The sequence below is a fragment of the Frigoribacterium sp. CF331 genome, assembly GCF_057787905.1.
The window spans coordinates 1,460,174-1,476,875 of record NZ_CM173545.1 but is presented as its reverse complement, the minus strand read 5'-3'; the positions used below and the strand labels follow the sequence as shown (position 1 = coordinate 1,476,875).

Annotated in this window: 18 protein-coding genes; 10 read left to right on the top strand and 8 right to left on the bottom strand. The window is 74.5% G+C overall.

Features of this window, described 5'->3' with window-relative positions:
• Nucleotides 1–7: 7 nt before the first annotated feature.
• Nucleotides 8–316 (bottom strand): pore-forming ESAT-6 family protein, encoded by a 309-nt coding sequence (locus AC3CCI_RS06895; protein WP_123519868.1) that lies wholly within the window; start codon nt 314–316, stop codon nt 8–10.
• Between the two features lie 13 nt (nt 317–329).
• On the bottom strand, nt 330–671 hold the full coding sequence (locus AC3CCI_RS06890; RefSeq protein ID WP_354594006.1) for a WXG100 family type VII secretion target: 342 nt from the start codon (nt 669–671) through the stop codon (nt 330–332).
• A 272-nt stretch (nt 672–943) separates the two neighbouring features.
• Between AC3CCI_RS06890 and AC3CCI_RS06885 the strand changes: the two genes are divergently transcribed.
• The 6 genes from AC3CCI_RS06885 to AC3CCI_RS06860 are packed head-to-tail and all read left to right on the top strand — an operon-like array spanning nt 944 to nt 9,095.
• On the top strand, nt 944–1,951 hold the full coding sequence (locus AC3CCI_RS06885) for an RDD family protein (protein ID WP_488628516.1): 1,008 nt from the start codon (nt 944–946) through the stop codon (nt 1,949–1,951).
• Nucleotides 1,948–2,277 carry a hypothetical protein gene (locus tag AC3CCI_RS06880; RefSeq protein WP_354594008.1) on the top strand — a complete coding sequence of 110 codons (330 nt, stop codon included), beginning with the start codon at nt 1,948–1,950 and terminating at the stop codon, nt 2,275–2,277. The genes AC3CCI_RS06885 and AC3CCI_RS06880 overlap by 4 nt, the downstream gene beginning before the upstream one ends.
• A complete protein-coding gene (locus tag AC3CCI_RS06875) occupies nt 2,274–3,596 on the top strand; it encodes an EsaB/YukD family protein (protein ID WP_488628515.1) in 1,323 nt (440 codons plus the stop codon). Before AC3CCI_RS06880 ends, AC3CCI_RS06875 begins: the two co-directional genes overlap by 4 nt.
• On the top strand, nt 3,593–4,573 hold the full coding sequence (locus tag AC3CCI_RS06870; protein WP_354594010.1) for a P-loop NTPase family protein: 981 nt from the start codon (nt 3,593–3,595) through the stop codon (nt 4,571–4,573). Before AC3CCI_RS06875 ends, AC3CCI_RS06870 begins: the two co-directional genes overlap by 4 nt.
• Nucleotides 4,570–8,517, top strand: coding sequence for a type VII secretion protein EccCa (eccCa, locus tag AC3CCI_RS06865; RefSeq protein ID WP_488628514.1), 3,948 nt, complete (start codon nt 4,570–4,572; stop codon nt 8,515–8,517). Before AC3CCI_RS06870 ends, eccCa begins: the two co-directional genes overlap by 4 nt.
• A complete protein-coding gene (locus AC3CCI_RS06860; protein ID WP_488628513.1) occupies nt 8,514–9,095 on the top strand; it encodes a hypothetical protein in 582 nt (193 codons plus the stop codon). The genes eccCa and AC3CCI_RS06860 overlap by 4 nt, the downstream gene beginning before the upstream one ends.
• A 66-nt stretch (nt 9,096–9,161) precedes the next feature.
• Here AC3CCI_RS06860 and AC3CCI_RS06855 read toward each other — a convergent pair whose 3' ends face one another.
• Nucleotides 9,162–9,845, bottom strand: a complete 684-nt coding sequence (locus AC3CCI_RS06855; protein WP_488628512.1) for an SOS response-associated peptidase — start codon at nt 9,843–9,845, stop codon at nt 9,162–9,164.
• Nucleotides 9,846–9,939: 94 nt separating this feature from the next.
• Here AC3CCI_RS06855 and AC3CCI_RS06850 point away from each other — a divergent pair, with 94 nt between their 5' ends.
• Genes AC3CCI_RS06850 through crcB form a run of 3 tightly spaced genes read left to right on the top strand, consistent with a single transcriptional unit; the run spans nt 9,940 to nt 11,283 of the window.
• Nucleotides 9,940–10,458, top strand: a complete 519-nt coding sequence (locus tag AC3CCI_RS06850; protein WP_354594014.1) for a universal stress protein — start codon at nt 9,940–9,942, stop codon at nt 10,456–10,458.
• Nucleotides 10,459–10,471: 13 nt separating this feature from the next.
• A complete protein-coding gene (locus AC3CCI_RS06845; protein WP_354594015.1) occupies nt 10,472–10,909 on the top strand; it encodes a fluoride efflux transporter FluC in 438 nt (145 codons plus the stop codon).
• Nucleotides 10,906–11,283, top strand: coding sequence for a fluoride efflux transporter CrcB (gene crcB / locus AC3CCI_RS06840; RefSeq protein ID WP_488628511.1), 378 nt, complete (start codon nt 10,906–10,908; stop codon nt 11,281–11,283). The genes AC3CCI_RS06845 and crcB overlap by 4 nt, the downstream gene beginning before the upstream one ends.
• Before the next feature lie 136 nt (nt 11,284–11,419).
• Here crcB and AC3CCI_RS06835 read toward each other — a convergent pair whose 3' ends face one another.
• Nucleotides 11,420–12,334: a cation diffusion facilitator family transporter gene (locus AC3CCI_RS06835; RefSeq protein WP_488628510.1), complete on the bottom strand. Its 915-nt coding sequence runs from the start codon at nt 12,332–12,334 to the stop codon at nt 11,420–11,422.
• Nucleotides 12,335–12,624: 290 nt separating this feature from the next.
• Here AC3CCI_RS06835 and AC3CCI_RS06830 point away from each other — a divergent pair, with 290 nt between their 5' ends.
• Complete coding sequence (locus AC3CCI_RS06830) at nt 12,625–13,533, top strand: SDR family oxidoreductase (protein ID WP_488628509.1); 909 nt, start codon at nt 12,625–12,627, stop codon at nt 13,531–13,533.
• 102 nt (nt 13,534–13,635) lie between these two features.
• Here AC3CCI_RS06830 and AC3CCI_RS06825 read toward each other — a convergent pair whose 3' ends face one another.
• From AC3CCI_RS06825 to nucS, 4 genes are all read right to left on the bottom strand, one after another.
• Nucleotides 13,636–14,937, bottom strand: a complete 1,302-nt coding sequence (locus AC3CCI_RS06825) for an MFS transporter (RefSeq protein WP_354594019.1) — start codon at nt 14,935–14,937, stop codon at nt 13,636–13,638.
• On the bottom strand, nt 14,934–15,611 hold the full coding sequence (locus tag AC3CCI_RS06820; RefSeq protein WP_354594020.1) for an HAD hydrolase-like protein: 678 nt from the start codon (nt 15,609–15,611) through the stop codon (nt 14,934–14,936). Before AC3CCI_RS06820 ends, AC3CCI_RS06825 begins: the two co-directional genes overlap by 4 nt.
• A 23-nt stretch (nt 15,612–15,634) precedes the next feature.
• A complete protein-coding gene (locus AC3CCI_RS06815; RefSeq protein ID WP_488628508.1) occupies nt 15,635–15,901 on the bottom strand; it encodes a hypothetical protein in 267 nt (88 codons plus the stop codon).
• Nucleotides 15,902–15,981: 80 nt separating this feature from the next.
• Nucleotides 15,982–16,677 carry an endonuclease NucS gene (gene nucS / locus AC3CCI_RS06810; protein ID WP_354594022.1) on the bottom strand — a complete coding sequence of 232 codons (696 nt, stop codon included), beginning with the start codon at nt 16,675–16,677 and terminating at the stop codon, nt 15,982–15,984.
• Between the last annotated feature and the right edge of the window lie 25 nt (nt 16,678–16,702).

Genomic DNA, 16,702 nt, shown 5'->3' with positions numbered 1-16,702 from the left:
GCACGGCCTAGATGCCGTCGACGGCGGCCTTGGCCCGCTGCATGGCGGTCTGGGCCGACTCGTCGTTCGACGCGAGCGACTGGCGCAGGGTGTTGATGATGGTGCGCACCTCGGTGGCGACGCGGTTCCAGCGCTGCTCCTTGCCCGCGTACTCCTCGCTGGAGCCGTCGGCCTGGTAGTCCGCCATGGCGGTCTTCACGTCGGCGTCGCGTTGGGTGATGAGTGCCTCGAGGCGGCTGGCGACGGCGTTGAAGTTGTCCTGGGCGTTGCCCGAGGCTCCGAGGTCGAAGTCGCGGCGGTCGGTTGCGTTGGCCATGGTCGTTCCCCTCTTATGCGCGCGAGCCGCCGAAGCGGGCGCTCTCGAATCCGGCACCGGACTGGGCCGCGGTGGTCTCGTCGGCGATCTGCTGCTCGCCCTCGACGAAGGCACGGTTCTGGCCGGTGATGCCGGTCAGCACCGACGACAGGGCCGCGTTCAGCTCGACCGAGATGCCGTCGACCTCGCCCTTGAAGCGGTCGAAGGCGGCGCGGCCCGCACCGTTGAAGCGGCCTTCGAGCGGCTCGGCCGCGTCGGCGAGCTGGCGGACGAGCGCACCGAGGTCGTCGCCGGCCCCGCTCGTCTTCTGGCTCAACTGCGTGAGGGTCTCGCTCCCCATGGCGAACTTCATCATGTCGTTCTCCCCTTGCTTCGAACTGATGGCGACCCGTCACGGGTCGACTCATGAGGAAATCACGATTTCGTCTCGATCGCCACCCGCGGGAGGGGTACACATCGGGGGACCGGGGCGGGGGACGGGTGGTCGTGGGCCCCGGAACGGGTGTCCCACCGGGGGACGCGGGGTCGGCTAGCCTGGGGCCGATCGTGCGCTCCGGGGACGCGGGCGATCGCTCCCCGTCGGTCTCGACGACCTGGTCCGGCACCCCGCAGGCGAGAGGCGGAACCGTGGGCGCACTGGTGGGCGCGCGAAGCTGCGGGCGCTGCGGCCAGCCTCTCGGCGCGGGTGCGACCTGGTGCTTCTGGTGCGGCGTCCGGATCGTCTCGGCGGCCGCCGGCAGCGCCATCGGCACCTACTCGGGGCTGCTCGCGGGCGTGCAGACGGCCACACCGTCGAGGCGGCGCGGTGCGGCCGTGATCGACTGGGGCGTGCCCCTCGTGCTGTTCGGTGTCCTCGTCGTCGGGGTGGCCACGGGGTCCTCCGCCGTGACGCCCGGCGACGTCGTCGTCCCCGTCGCCGTCGAGGTCGCGGTCGTGGTCGTCGCCCTGGCCTTCGTGGTGTCCGACGTCGTGCTCTACGTGCGCGGCGGTCGCTCGATCGGCCGGTTGCTGCTCTCGTTGCGCACCGTGGACGACCTGACCGGGCGCCCGCCGGCCGTGCTGAGGGTCGACCGGCGTGGGCGCTTCAGCGTGCGCCGGCAGGCCGTGACGGTCGACCTGCGGCGTGGCCGGGACCCCATGACGTCGTCGCCCCCGCTCGTGCAGCGGCCGGCCCTGCCCGCCGCGGCCTCGGCTCCGCTGCCGCCCCACCCGGCCGACCCGCTCGAGGGTCGCGGGCGGCCCGACGAGAACACCTTCGGACGCACGGGCCAGGGCCGCCCGTCGGCCGCCGCCCCGTCGATCGTCCTCGAGCTCGACAGCGGCGAACGCCTCGACCTCGAGACGACGCTGCTGATCGGTCGCGCGCCGGTCAACCGCGAGGGCGAGGAGCACCCCGTCTTCGCCTGGGCCGACCTCGCGCGCAGCCTGACGAAGACCCACGCCCTGTTCGCGTGGGAGGGCGCCGTGCTCTGGGTCACCGACCTCGGCTCGACCAACGGGTCGTCGCTCGTCGCGCCGGACGGCACCCGTCAGCCGCTCGTCGCGGGCCTGCGCGGCCCGGCGGCCCCGGGCTACGTGGTCGAGCTCGGCGAACGCCGGCTCACCGTGCAGCCGTCGGGGGTGGTGGACTCGTGAGCGGCGATCGCGACGTCGTCCTGCTCGAGACCGTCAAGACGCACCGGTCGCGACTGGTCTCGGCGCTGCTCTTCGGCGAGCTCGACGAACGCCGTCTGGTCGACGACAACGTCCGCCGCCTGGTCGTGGGCCTGGTCATCGCGGCGGTCGCCTGCGCGGGCTGCGCCGGCACGTCGTTCGTGCTCTCGGTGCTCGCCGACCAACGGACGAACCAGTCGCAGACGACCGGAGGGTCGGGAGGCGCGGTGCCGGTCACCGTCTCGCCCTCACCGTCCCCCGCGTCGACCGACGTCCCCGACCCCACCCCCACCAGGGAGCCCCGATGACCGACTACACCCGGCTGACCATCGTCGGCACGGCACGCAAGGCCGAGCTGGTCGTGCCCGCCGACGAGCCGATCGGTGGACTGATCCCTCGCCTCATGGAGCTGCTCGACGAGCGCCCCGGCGCCGTCTCGCGGCCCCTGACGCTCGTCCGCTCGACCGGGGAGCAGCTCGACACCTCGCTGTCCGTCGCCGAGCAGCGCGTCGTCGACGGCGAGCTGCTGCGCCTGCTCCGCGAGGACGCGGCACCCCCGCCGCCCGAGGTCGCGGACGTCACGGACGTGCTGGCCGAGTCGTTGGCCGGCCGGCCGGGACTCTGGACGCGCCGCTCGCGCACCGCGACGGCGGCCGTCGCCGTCGGGCTGCTCTCGCTGGTGCTCTCGGTGGTGCTGACCCGGACGCCCGACGTCGACCCTGCGAGCACCATCGCGGTCGGCTACGCGCTCGCGGTCGTGGTGGCCCTCGTGTCGGGTCGCTTCGGCGGTCGATGGCTCGCGGTCGCCGCCACCGCGGTCGCGCTCGGGTGCGCCGCACCCCTCGCGGTCGTGCTCGGGGCGGCGACGGCACCCGCCCTCCCCCCGGTCGACGTCGCCCTCGGGGTGCTCGTGCTCGCCTGGGTCGCCCTGGCACTGGGTGCCGGCGCCGGCCTCGGGTCGCGGTCGGCCTGGTGGGGAGGCGTCCTCGGCGTCGTCCTCTCCGCGGTGCCGATCGTCCTGCGAACGCTCGGCGTCCCGGACGCGGGCGCGGTCGGCGTGGGCGCGGTGCTGGCCGTCGTCGTCTGCGGTCTGCTGCCCTGGTACGCGATGAGCGCCTCCGGGTTGACCGGTCTCGACGACCAGGTGGTGGACGGTCGCCGCGGCCGCCGCGACGACGTGCTGGTCACGGTCGGCGACGCCTACCGCACCCTGACCTGGGCGACCTACGCCGTCGCGGGCCCGGTCGCCGTCACGGCCGTGTCGTCGGTCGGGTCGGCCGACCCGTGGCAGGTCGGCCTCGGCGTCGCCGCGGTGCTCGTCGTCGCCGCCCGCACCCGGGCGCTGCCGATCGCCGCGCAGGGCTGGGGGCTCTGGGCCGCCGCCCTGGTCGGCCTGCTCGGCGGTCTGCTCGTCCAGCCGCTCGCCCCCTCGTGGCTCGTGGTCGTCGTGCTCGCGGCCGGGGTCGTCGTCGCCGTCGTGGCCGGCGGCGTCGACCCGGTGGCACACCAGCGCGCCTCGCTGCGTCGCGTCGGCAACCTGGTCGAGGCGCTGGGCGTCGTCGCCCTGCTGCCCGTCCTGCTCGGGGTGTTCGGGGTCTACGCCGACCTGCTGGGGGCGTTCTCGTGAGCGCCTTCGAGGCCTTCGTCCGGTCGGCACCGCTCGCCCTGCTCGGCAGCGTCAGCGCCCGCGTCCACGAGGTGACGGCGGTCGACGAGATCGTCCGTCGTCCGTTGCCGGTGTCGCGCCGCATCGGGTTCGTGCAGGCGCGGGGCGGCGCCGGGGCCAGCTCGACCGCGGGCTACGTCGCCGCCCTGCTCGCCCGTCGCCGTCCGGGGCTGGTCCTCGGCGTGGACGCGTCGCGCGGCCCCCGGGGCATGTTGTGGCAGGCCGGCGCCCCGGTGGGGTCGGCTGCCGCTCCGAGCTCGCGGCGTCGCACGGCCCGCCGGTCGGTCGACGCGGTCGACGGCCTGCCGCGGACGCCCTCCGGCCTGTACGCGCTGTCGCTCGACCCCCGGGGCGAGTCGCGGGCGGTGGCCGCCGCGGCCGGGTGGTTCGACGAGGTGACCCCGATCAGCCGGTTCTTCGACCTCGTCGTCACGGACTGGGGGGTCCGCGACTGGCGCGCCGACCTCACCGACGTGGTCTCGGCCAGCCGGACGGTGTGCATCGTGGCGCGCGCCGACCGCCACGCGGCGGAGGAAGCCGCCGCCCTCGTGCCGGCCGTCAAGGACCACCCCGACCGACCCGACGTGGTCATCGCCCTCGTCGACGTCGGCGACGCCGGTCGGGCGGCGCCCGTCACGGTCGGCGACGACCCCACGGTGCCCGTCGTGCGCGTGCCCTACGACGCGGCCCGCTCGGGCGGACGACCGGTGTCGAGCGCCGCCCTGGGCACGCGCACCCGCATCGCCTACGGCCGACTCGCGGCGGCCCTGCTGCCCCTCGACGGCCCGCAGGCCCCGCAGGCGCGAGGGACGACCCGGCCCGCGGACGACCCGGGGCCGACCCGCCCACCGGCGGACGACCGGCCGTCGGAACGCCGACGGGCACGTGATCGTGACGCCCGGCCGGGCGTCGTCGACGACCAGGAGGCCGGCCGATGACCGTCAAGCTCGTCCACCGCCCGACCCGGATCACGCGACCGGTGCAGCCCGCCGAGCACGAGGACGTCACGCCCCCGCCGCAGCTGGCCGACAGCAAGGTGGGCGGCGTGCCCGTGCAGGCCCTGCTGCCCGTCGTGGGCGCCCTCTCGAGCGTCGTGATGATCGTCGTCTACCGCGGCAGCTCGAACCCGCTGTTCCTGCTGGTCGGCGCCGTGCTCCTGATCGTCGCCCTCGTCGGCGGCCTCGCCGTCACCCTGAGCCAACGGGGCAACGCGGCCCGCCAGCGTCGGTTGCAGCGCGAACGCTACCTCGACTTCCTCGAGCGGCTGCGGTCGCGCATGCGCACCAGGGCCCGGTCGGTCCGGGCGACGGCGGCCGTGCTCGACCCCGAGCCGGCGGCCCTGCTCGAACTCGTGCGCGACCCCGCCCGCCTCTGGGAGCGCCGGCGACACCACGACGACTTCCTCTCGGTGCGGATCGGCGAGGGCGACCTGACCTGGTTCCCGATGTCGGTGCCCGACGACCCGAACCCCGTGCAGCCGTTCGACCCGATCATGGCCAGCGAGGCCCGATCCGTCGTCGAGCACCTCTCGACCGTGCGCGGCATGCCCATCACGGTCGACCTCGACCGGGCCGGGTCGGTCGCCGTGCTCGGCGACCGCGAGGGCGCCCTGCGGGTCGCGCGCTCGATGATCCTGCAGCTCGCCGCCCTGCACTCGCCCGACGACGTGCACCTGGCCGCGGCGTTCCCCGAGGCGGCCGCCGCCGACTGGCGCGGCTTCGACCTCGTGCCGCACGCGGTCGACGACTCGTTGTACGACGGACCGGTGCCGGCACGTCGGGTCGCGACCAGCGCCTCCTCGTTGCTCTCGGTGATCGGCGGCGAGCTGGGCGACCGCGCCCAGGAGGCGGCCACCACGAAACGCTCGATCGGCACCACCGCGCGGACCGCGGGCTCACGGCTCGTCGTCTTCGTCGACGACTGGGGGCACGTCGCCTCGAGCATCCCCGTGCCCGACGCCGACCTCTCGCCGACCGACCTGGGCGTGACGACCGTCCACCTGCTGAGCGACCGGCTGCACGAGCCGTCGGACGTCACCCTGCGCATCACCGTCGAGGGCGACCAGGCGGTCGTGACCGACGCCCGGGTCGAGGACGACGGGCAGGTCCGCGTGCAGACGGCGACCGTCGACGCCACGACCCCGCAGCTGTTCGAGGCCGTCGCCCGCACCCTCACCCCGCTGCGCCTCAGCCTCAGCCGCCAGGACGAGGTCGACTCGGCCCAGGCCGTCGAGATCACCGACCTGCTCGGCATCGACGACGTGACGACGCTGACGCCCGCGACGGCGTGGACGCCGCGCTCGCCGCGGGACTTCCTGCGCGTGCCGATCGGCCTCGACGACTTCGGCGCGCCGGTGCTGCTCGACCTCAAGGAGTCCGCCCAGCTCGGCATGGGCCCGCACGGCATCTGCATCGGCGCGACCGGTTCCGGCAAGAGCGAGCTGCTGCGCACGCTCGTGCTCGGCCTCGCCCTGTCGCATTCGCCCGACGACCTCAGCATGGTCCTGGTCGACTACAAAGGAGGCGCGGCGTTCGCCCCGTTCGCGGGGCTGCCCCACGTCGCCGGGCTGATCGACAACCTGGCCGACGACGCGCAGCTCACCGAGCGCGCGCGCGTCAGCATCCAGGGCGAGGTCGTGCGGCGACAGGAGCAGCTGCGCGACGCGGGCGGGGCCTCGTCGATCAGCCACTACCGCGAGATGCGCGTCGGCCGCCCCGAGCTGCCGCCGATGCCGCACCTCTTCGTCGTCATCGACGAGTTCGGCGAACTGCTCACGGCCGAACCCGAGTTCGTCGACCTGCTGCTCACCATCGGACGCATCGGGCGGTCGATCGGCGTGCACCTGCTGCTGTCGAGCCAGCGCATCGAGGCGGGCAAGCTGCGCGGCCTCGACACCTACCTCTCGTACCGGATCGGCCTGCGCACCTTCTCGGAGGCCGAGAGCTCGATCGTGCTCGACCGGCCGGACGCGTTCCACCTGCCGGCCGTGCCCGGCTTCGGCTTCTTGAAGGTCGACACCTCGGTGTACCGGCGGTTCCGCGCGGGCTACGTCTCGGGCCCGCTGCCGACCGAGGCGGCCCGCGCGCTCGCCGGCGACGACGCCCGCCCGACCGCCCTTCTGCTGCCGACCTACAACGGCATCGCCGGGGGCGACGACGAGGCCGGCGAGGAAGAGCTCTCGCGTCCCGACGTCGGTCGCGCCGTGATCGACGAGGCCGTCGACCGGCTCATGGGCGGCGGCGGCGACGTCGACCCCGTCTGGCTGCCGCCCCTGCCCGACCGGCTGGCGCTCTCGCGGGTCGTCGGCGCGGACCGGGCGGGCGGGCTGCGCGTGCCGATGGGGCTGCTCGACGACCCGGCGCGCCAGCGACAGGCCCCCTGGTCGCTCGACCTGGGCCGGGCCGGCGGCCACGTCGCCGTCATCGGGGCGCCGCAGACCGGGCGCAGCACGTTCTTGCGCACGCTCGTCGCGTCCCTCGCCCTGACGCACACGCCCCGCCAGGTGAGCATCTACGGCATGGACCTCACGGGCGGCGGACTCGGTCGCATCGAGGGGTTCCCGCACGTCGGTGGCGTCGCGACGCGGGCGAGCAAGGACCGCCTCCTCCGGTTGCTCGAGGAGCTCGCCGCCATGCTGACGACCCGCGAGCGGGTGTTCCGCGACCACGGCATCGACTCGCTCGCCATGCTGCGTCGGCTGCACGAGGCGGGGGAGGTGCCCGAGCTGATCTCGGCCGACGTCGTTCTGGTCGTCGACGGCACGGGTCAGCTGCGCGGGGACTTCACCGAGCTCGAGACGGCCTTCGGCGACCTGCTGCAGCGGGGCGGCAGCTACGGGCTGCACGTCGTGCTCGGCATGACGCGCTGGAACGAGCTGCGGATGGCGCAGCAGCCGCTCGTCGGCACCCGCGTCGAGCTGCACCTGAACGACCCGGCGGACTCGGTCATCGGTCGGAAGCTCGCCCAGACCATCCGGGCCGACCAGCCCGGCCGGGCGCTGACCGACGAGGACCTGTTCGCCCAGGTGGCGTTGCCGGTGCTCGACGACACGGACGACGACGAGGTCGGCGACGCCCTCGAGGCACTCGCCCGACGGTCGGCGGCGAGCTGGAACGGCCCGGCGGCCGCGCCGATCAGGCTGCTGCCCACCGAGCTCTCGCCGGACGAGCTGCCCGACGCCCTGGACGAGCCCGAGGCGATCCCGTTCGGCCTGCGCCAGGACACGATGCAGCCGGTCGCCCTCGACCCGGGGACCGACCAGCACCTGCTCGTCTTCGGCGACTCGAAGGCCGGCAAGTCGACCCTGCTGCGGGGGCTGGTCCGCGGCTTCGTCGACCGGGCGACCCCGGACGAGCTCGTCGTGGCCCTCATGGACCTCCGGGGCGACCTCGTCGCCGAGGTGCCGGACGACTACCTCGGCGGTCACGCCTCGACCAGCACGGACGCCCGCGCCCTCGCCGTGGCCGTCGCGGACGAGCTCGCGAAGCGCCAGGCCGGCGATCGCGACGCGGGCCCCCGCATCGTGGTGGTCGTCGACGACTACGACATCGTCGCCTCGGGAGGCACGGAACCGCTCAAGCCGCTGCTGCCCTTCCTGCCCTCGGCCCGCGACCTCCGGCTGCACGTTCTCGTCAGCCGGCCGGTCGCCGGCTCCGCCCGGGCCCTCTACGACCCCGCGTTGCAGACGCTCCGCGACACGGGCGGGTCGTCGTTCGTGATGTCGGGCGAGCGCAGCGAAGGACCGATCGTGCCGCAGGTCTACGCCGAGCAGATGACGGCCGGTCGGGGCCGCCTCGTCCGACGGGGCCAGGCGCCCCGCATCGTCCAGGTCGCCCGGTTCGAGGCCGACCCGCGAGCCGGTGCCGACGGGGGACGCCCGTGACGGGCCGGACCGTCGTCGTGGCGGGCGTCGCCGGCGGCGTCGGGACGACCACGGTCACGGCGTTGCTCTTCACCCAGCTCTCCGGCGCGTCCGTGCCGCGGCTCGTCGACCACTCCGGCGGCGACCTCGGGTCGCGGCTGACCGGGGGCGACGACGCGTCGAGCGTCGACCGCGACCTCACCCTGCACGACCTCGGGGCGCACGCCGACGGAGCCCTGCTCGACCTGCTCGACGACCCGAGCGTGTTCGGGGTCGTCGTGGCGCCCACGACCCCGGTCGGCTTCGCCGACGCGCAGCAGGTGCTCGCCCGCATCCGAGGGCGACACGGGGTCGGCGGCCTGCGCCGGGTGATGCTCGTGGTCGTCGGCGTCTTCGGCGAACACCGCACGGCGCGGGCGAGCGAGGCGCTGCAGAACGAGTTCGGCCGTCGGTCGCTCGTCGTGGTGCCGCGCGACCCCGCACTGGCGGCCGGCGGCCGCGTCCCCCTCAACCGGCTGACCCGCGAGTCCCGACGGGCCCAGACCGAACTCGCGTCGTACCTCCGCGAACGCCTGGCGAGCCACCGCGACGCACGCTGACGCGGCGGGCGTGCCGGGCCGCGCTCGCGTCGGGGACGCGACCCGCGCCTCCCCGTCCGGCGGGCGTCAGCCCAGGGGCTCGATCAGGTGCGGGCCGTTGTTGCGGACGCTGTTCGCGTCGCGGCTCACCTGGTGTTGCACGAGGTCGTGCGCGACCTCGAACGAGTCCCGGTCGAGCAGCGCCAGCAGCTCGTCGGCGTCGAGGCCGTCACCGAGCCAGTCGTCGTACGAGTCGGGGGTCAGGCAGGCCGGCATGCGGTCGTGCACCTCGCCCGGCGCCACGTGGGCGTCGCGCGTGATGATCGTGGTCGACAGCACCCAGCGCTCGGGGTCGTCCTCGGCCTTCGTCGGGTCGGGCCAGGCGCCCACGAGGCCGGCCATGGCGAGGCCGGCGCCGGGTCGGTGCACGTAGTGCGGCTGCTTGCCGGTCTCGGTGACGACCCACTCGTAGTAGCCCTGGGCGGGCACGATGCAGCGGCTGGTCGCGAAGGCCCGGCGGAACATGCCGTTCGTCGCGACGGTCTCGATGCGGGCGTTGATCGGTTGCGGCCGCTTCTTCAGGTCGGGGTACCACGACGGCACGAAGCCCCAGCGCGCGCCGGGCAGCCGGCGTTCGCCGTGGCGCTCGCGGACGACCGGCACGACCGTCGTCGGGGCGACGTTGAAGTCGTCGGGCAGCGGCCCGAGGCCGTCGAGCAGGCTCGGCAGCAGATCGGACGTGGCCCGGGCAACGACGTAGCGACCGCACATGCCGACAGTCTGCTCTTCCGCGCGGGGGTGCGGCGGTGGTTCACTGTGGCCGTGTCGCCGCGCGTGGTGGCGGCGCGGTGAGAGGGTGGTGACCATGTCCGACGAACACAGCGCGAGCCACGGCTTCGTCGTCGCGGGTGTCGTGCCGAACTCGGGCGAGGCCGTCGGGGCGACGGCCGCCGACCTCGCCGCCCGCTTCGGCACCGGTCTGCTCTGCGTGACGGTCGAGCCCGACCGGCTCGCCTTCGCCGAGGGCATCGACGGCACCGTCCTGTCGTACCCCCTCGATCCCGACGACTACGACGAGACCCTCGCCTTCGACCCCGACCTGGAGGCGCGGCTGCGGTCGACCGCCTCGGCTCGCGGCGTCGAGCTGCGCACCGCGGTCGTCGCGGGCGAGCCGGCCCGGTGCCTGTCGCAGCTCGCCGAGCAGGTCGACGCCCCCCTGATCGTCGTGGGCAGCCGGGAGGCCGGCCTGCGGGGCAGCGTCCGCGAGTTCTTCGCCGGGTCCGTCGCCCTGCACCTCAGCCACCGTCAGCGGCGTCCCGTCGTCGTCGTGCCGCTCGCCCCCGTGCCGCGCAGCCAGACGCTGCCGTGGGAGGACGAACTGTGACGCGAGCGAGACGGTGACGGGGGCTGCGCGCCCGCGTGCCCCGCACCTCCGTCCGTCCCTGATCGCCCTCGTCGCGCTGGGCGGTGCGCTGGGCACGGCCGCCCGCGTGGGCGTCACGCTCGTCGTGCCGTCGTGGGGGGCCTTCGACACCGCGATCTTCGCGATCAACGTCGTCGGTGCCTTCGTGCTCGGCCTGCTGCTCGAGCGCCTGCTGCGCGCCGGTCCCGACGAGGGCGCTCGCCGGCGGGCCCGGCTGTTCGTCGGCACGGGGGTGCTCGGCGGGTTCACCACGTACAGCTCGCTCGCCACCGAGACCGCCTCGTTGGCCGGGGCCGGCGGGGGCGACCTCGCGGTCGCCGTCCTCTACGGGCTGCTCAGCCTCGTGGTCGGGGTGCTCGCCGCCGCCCTCGGCATCCGCGTCGGCGCCCGCCTCGCCGGACGCGCCTCGTGAGCCCGCTGCTCGTCGTCGCGGTCGCGGCGGCCGGCGGGGTCGGTGCCGCCCTGCGGTTCGTCGTCGACGGTCTCGTCAAGGACCGTCTCGGCTCGTCCCACCCCTTGGGGACGACGGTCGTCAACGTCTCGGGCTCGTTCGCGTTGGGGCTGCTGACGGGGCTCGCCCTGCAGGGGGTGGTCGGACCCGAGTGGAAGGCCGTCCTCGGCACGGGGCTGCTCGGCGGGTACACGACGTTCAGCACCGCCAGCGTCGAGACCGTGCGGCTGCTGGCCGCGGGGCGCCGCGGGGCCGCGGTCGCGAACGGCCTGGGCATGCTCGTCGTCTGCGTCGCGGTCGCCTCCCTCGGCCTCTGGCTGGGCTCGCGAGCCTGAGCGGCCCCCGACCGGACCCGCCCCGTGCCCCCGCCCTGGCTTCCACCGCATCGAGGGGGCCGAACTCGTCCTTCCGCGACGGGGGAAGGACGATGTCTGCCCACTCGACCCGCGCCTCCCCGGGGGAGGGCGGGCGTCAGGCGTGCGTCTCGCGTTCGTGCCCGGCGTGGTCGGCCGGCTCGAGCTGGAACGTCGCGTGCTCGACCGAGAAGTGGGCGGCGAGGCAGCGGTCGAGGGCGTCGAGCGTCTCGTCGACCTTCATGTCGCAGAACACCTCGCGTTCGACGACGACGTGCGCCGAGAACACGGTCGCCCCGCTGGTGATCTGCCAGGCGTGCACGTCGTGCGCCGAGACGACCCCCGGGGTGTCGCCGATGTGCGTGCGGACGGACTCGAGGTCGATGTCGCCGGGCGCCGAGCCGAACAGCACGCGGATCGCCTCGCGCAGCAGCGACCACGCGCGCGGCACGATCATCGCGGCGATGATCAGCGAGCCGACCGAGTCGGCCTGGGTGAAGCCCGTGGTCAGCACGACGACGGCCGCGACCACGACGGCCGCCGAGCCGAGGAGGTCGCCGAGCACCTCGAGGTACGCGCCGCGCATGTTGATCGAGTGCGTCGCCCCGCCGCGCAGCACGAGCAGCGCGGCGACGTTGGTCGCGCCGCCGACCAGGCCCACGACCAGCATGGGCAGGCCGAGCACCTCGTGCCCGCCGACCGCGACCAGGCGGGACACCGCCGCGACGGCGACCGACAGCGAGACGGCGAGCAGCACGAGCCCGTTGACGAAGGCGGCGAACACCTCGGCGCGCCGGTAACCGTAGGTCTGGCGACCGCTCGCCGGCCGGGCCGCGACGATGGTCGCCACCAGGGCGATGACCAGCCCGGCGAGGTCGGACAGCATGTGCCCCGAGTCGGCCAGCAGCGCGAGCGAGCCCGAGAGCCAGGCCCCGACCAGCTGGGCGACGAGGCCGAGGGCGACGATCGCGATCGCGAGGCGCAGGCGTCGCCCGTCGGCGGCGACGTGTCCGTGACCGTGGTCGTGTCCCATGGGCGCCTCTCGTCGGTGACGGATCGGTGGTCGGTCGGGGGTCGGCCGGACGACGGCCGGGGTGTCGTCCGAGGTCGGGGCTCGGCCCGTCGGGGTGCCGGGCCGGCGTCGAATCTACCGTCGTCCACCGACCTCCGCCGTCGATCCGGCCAGTCGATAACGAGTCTCGATCCCTGCGACGGCACCGATCCGGCGCGTCCGCACCGCACTCGGCCGCCCCGGCTCCCGGACGAGGAGGCGCGGGTCGACCCCGCCTGGGAGCCCGCGCCCCCTGCATGGTTCAGTGAGGCATGACCGACTCGACCGAGACCTCGTCCGCCCGCGTGGAGGACCCCGTCCGCGCCTCCTCGTCGCTCGTCGCCGTGACCGGCGCGACGGGTGCCGTCGGCGGGATCGTGGCCGCGCACCTGTCCGAGCGGGGCGTGCCGCTGCGACTCGTCGTGCGCGACGCCTCGCGGGCACCGCGTCTCGACGGGGCCGAGGCCGAGGTCGCCGTCGCGACCTACGGCGACCGGGCGGCGTCGGTCGAGGCCCTGCGCGGCGTCGAGACGCTCTTCATGGTGTCGGCCGCCGAGGCGCCCGACCGGGTCGACCAGCACCGTGCGTTCGTCGACGCCGCCGTCGAGGCGGGCGTGCGGCACGTGGTCTACACGTCGTTCGCCGGGGCGTCGGCCGACTCGGTGTTCACGCTGGGGCGCGACCACTTCGCGACCGAGCAGCACATCCGCGCCTCGGGCCTCGGCTTCACCTTCCTGCGCGACAACTTCTACCTCGACTTCGTCCCGCTGTTCGCCGACGAGCAGGGCGTCATCCGTGGCCCGGCCGGGGACGGACGGGTCGCGGCCGTGGCCCGGGCCGACGTCGCGGCCGTCGCGGCGGTGGTGCTGCTCGACCACGAGTCGCACGCGGGCGCGACCTACGACCTGACGGGGTCCGAGGCGTTCACGCTGACCGAGGCCGCGGCCCGGCTGACGGCGCTCGGCGGACGCTCGTTCACCTTCGTCGACGAGACCGTCGACGAGGCCTACGAGTCGCGCCGCGTCCACGATCCCGAGCCGTTCCAGGCCGAAGCCTGGGTCAGCACCTACACGTCGATGGCCTCGGGCGAGGTCGCGACGGTGACGAGCGCCGTGCGCGACCTCACCGGCCGCGACCCGCTGACGCTCGAGGTGCTGTTCGCCGGGGGAGTGCAGGCCTGAGGGTGCCCGCACGGCCGGGGCGGCCGGTGCGCACCGGCCGGGACGGCCCCGCCCGCCGGCCGGGCCGTCGCGCGGCCCGTCGCGTGGCCCGTCGCTCAGGGGTCAGGGCACGCGCCGCGACGACAGGACGCCGCTGACCCCGAGCACGACGACGGCCGCGGCCACGCCGATCATCGGGATCTGCCAGTTGCCGCTGGCGTCGTGCAGCCCGCCGATCGCGAGCGGGCCGAGGGCCGCGATCGCGTACCCGCCGCCCTGCACCAGGGCCGACAGGCGTCGTGCCTCGACGTCGGTGGACGCCATGCGCACGATGACGATGAAGATGATCGTGATGCCGCCGCCCTGGGCCGCCCCGCCGAAGACCGACCACAGCAGCCAGTGCTCGGGGGCGAAGAGCAGGCCCAGCGGCATCGCGGACCAGAACACGGCGATCAGCCCGATGACCACGGCCGGCCGCACGCGCAGCGCCAGGAACGGCACGCCGAGCGCGCCGACGACCGCCAGGATCTGGAAGACCGACGAGCTCGCACCCGCGGCCTCGCGGGTCAGCCCGACCTCGTCGCGCAGCAGCGTGGGCATCCATGCCGTCAGCCCGTAGTAGCCGAAGGCCTGACCGGCGAACGCGAGCGTCAGGCCCCACGTCGTCGCGCGGCGCAGCAGCGGGGTGGCCGTGCGACGGCGTGCGCGGGCGTCGGCTGCGGCCTCGTCGGGCTCGACGACGTCGATGCCGCCGGTGAAGACGTCGGTCGCCGAGGAGGCGCGGTGCCGGTCGTCGACGTCGGCCTGCGACCCCGGCACCACGGCCACGCTGCCGCCGAGCACCGCGACGCGGGGCCCGACCGCGACGGACCAGACCACGGCGGCGAGGACGGCCAGGAGCCCCCAGGTGACGAGCGCGAGCGGCCAGCCCACGACCGAGGCGATCGGTGCCGTGGCGAGCGAGGTGATCATCGACCCGACGTTGAGGGCCGAGGTGTAGATGCCGGTGACGAAGCCGGCGCGCTCGGGGCTGAAGTCGCGACGGATGACGACGGGCAGCACCACGTTGCCGATCGTGATGGCGACGCCGATCACGACCGTGCCGACGTAGAGCCAGACCGTGCCGCCGGCCGTCCGCAGCAGGGTGCCGAGCAGCACGCCGGCGAGGCCCAGGGTGACGGCCCGCTCGGCGCCGATGCGGCCGATCAGGGCCGAGGCGAAGGGGCTCGCCACGGCGAAGCAGAGGACCGGGATGCTCGTGAGCAGCCCGGCCACGACGGCGGTGAGCCCGAGGTCGGCGCTCATCTGGTCGAGCACGGGGGCCGGGGCCACGATGGGCCCGCGCATGTTGAGGGCGATGAGGACGATCGAGAGGGTGAGCAGCCAGGCGGCCGGCGACCGGACGACGGCCGCGGCGCGGGTCACGCGGCGCCGCGCAGCAGCGTGACGCCGAGCAGCTCGGCCAGGTGGTCGACGTCGGTCGCGACCGCGATCGCCCCGACGTGCTCGTCGGGCTCGCCGTAACCCCAGCCGACGATGATCGTGGGCACGCCGTGGACCGCGGCGCCCTCGACGTCGTGGTGGCGGTCGCCGATGAGCACGGGCCGCGAGACGTCGGCGCCTCGCGCTCGCAGTCTCGTCAGGGCCTCGGCGACGACGTCCGCCTTGGTGTTGCGCACCTCGTCGTCGGAGGCGCCGGTGATGACGTCGAGGTAGCGGTCGAGGCCGTGGGCCCGGAGGATCGCCGTCGCCGGCGTCTCGGGCTTCGAGGTCGCGGTCGAGGTCGGGAGGCCGGCCGCGTGGACGGCCGCCATGAGGTCGGGGACCCCCGGGAAGACCTCGCCCTCGAGGGCGCCGTTGGCCAGGTAGTGCGAGCGGTAGAGGCGCATCGCCTCGACCAGGCGGTCGCCGTCGAGCCCGAGCCGCACCTCGAAGCTCTGGGGCAGGGGCGGGCCGACCCAGGCCATGAGCTCGTCGGGTGAGGGGACCGGGAGGCCGAGCCGGCCGATGGTGTGCGCGAGGCTGGCGGTGATCGCCGGCGCCGAGTCGGCGATGGTGCCGTCGAGGTCGTAGAGGACGGCCGTGTAGGGGAGAGTCATCGCCCTCAGCTTACGGAACGGTGTCAGCAGGTGATCGTCCGGAGCGGCCACGTCGCGACGACTCCCACGGCCTCGCGGGTCGGCGTCCGGCGGATCGGGGCCTCGCGCGTCGGGGCCTGCCGGGCGACGGCGCCGCGGGCGACGGCATCGCTGGCCACGGCGCCGCGGGTCGACGGCGGTGCCATGGTCTCGAACGACCACATCGGGTCGTCGAGCCCTCGGGTCAGGGACTCGAAGACCGGCGTCGCCTCGCGCTGGGCGGAGAGGGTGTCGAAGATGGGTGAGGTCACGGGTTGCTCCTGCGGTCGTTTCGTCGTAGGAGAAATATAACCCTGACATGTGAGTGTCACAAGGGTTTTGCGGGGCCGATTCAGAACAGTCGCGAGTGCGAGTCGTCCAGCCCGCGCATGGCGTCGTAGTCGAGCAAGAGGGTGCGGATGCCCCGGTCGTGCGCCAGGGTCCGCGCCTGCGGCTTGATCTCCTGCGCGGCGAACACGCCGGTCACCGGCGCGAGGTGCGGGTCGCGGTTCATCAGCTCGAGGTAACGCGTGAGCTGCTCGACGCCGTCGATGTCGCCCCGTCGCTTCAGCTCGACCGCCACCGCCGCGCCCTTCGCGTCGCGGGCGAGGATGTCGACCGGACCGATGGCGGTCATGAACTCCCGTCGGACCAGCGTGTGGCCCTCGCCCAGCAGGTCGATCTGCTCGGCGAGCAGCTTCTGCAGGTCGGCCTCGACGCCGTCCTTGGTCAGGCCCGGGTCGACGCCCATCTCGTGCGACGAGTCGTGCAGCACCTCGTGGATCGACACCGCGAGGATGTCGGCGGTCTTGGCCTGGGTGACCTTCCACAGCTCGACGACGCCGGCGGCGCGCTGGTCGTCGTCGGGTTCGACCGAGCGGATCGTGCACGGCGGGCTCATCCAGTTGAGGGGCTTGTAGCTGCCCCCGTCGGAGTGCACCAGGAGGCTGCCGTCGCTCTTGATCATCAGGAGGCGCGTGGCCAGCGGGAGGTGGGCGGAGAGTCGACCGGCGTAGTCGACCGAGCAGCGGGCTATGACGAGGCGCACCCGACGATCCTACGCGGCGGCCCGG

Excerpts from the sequence above, each read along its gene's own strand:
- AC3CCI_RS06895 (WP_123519868.1), bottom strand. The coding sequence starts at position 316 with ATGGCCAACGCAACCGACCGCCGCGACTTCGACCTCGGAGCCTCGGGC.
- AC3CCI_RS06890 (WP_354594006.1), bottom strand. The coding sequence starts at position 671 with ATGATGAAGTTCGCCATGGGGAGCGAGACCCTCACGCAGTTGAGCCAG.
- AC3CCI_RS06875 (WP_488628515.1), top strand. The coding sequence starts at position 2,274 with ATGACCGACTACACCCGGCTGACCATCGTCGGCACGGCACGCAAGGCC.
- eccCa (WP_488628514.1), top strand. The coding sequence starts at position 4,570 with ATGACCGTCAAGCTCGTCCACCGCCCGACCCGGATCACGCGACCGGTG.
- AC3CCI_RS06855 (WP_488628512.1), bottom strand. The coding sequence starts at position 9,845 with ATGTGCGGTCGCTACGTCGTTGCCCGGGCCACGTCCGATCTGCTGCCG.
- AC3CCI_RS06850 (WP_354594014.1), top strand. The coding sequence starts at position 9,940 with ATGTCCGACGAACACAGCGCGAGCCACGGCTTCGTCGTCGCGGGTGTC.
- AC3CCI_RS06835 (WP_488628510.1), bottom strand. The coding sequence starts at position 12,334 with ATGGGACACGACCACGGTCACGGACACGTCGCCGCCGACGGGCGACGC.
- AC3CCI_RS06830 (WP_488628509.1), top strand. The coding sequence starts at position 12,625 with ATGACCGACTCGACCGAGACCTCGTCCGCCCGCGTGGAGGACCCCGTC.
- AC3CCI_RS06820 (WP_354594020.1), bottom strand. The coding sequence starts at position 15,611 with ATGACTCTCCCCTACACGGCCGTCCTCTACGACCTCGACGGCACCATC.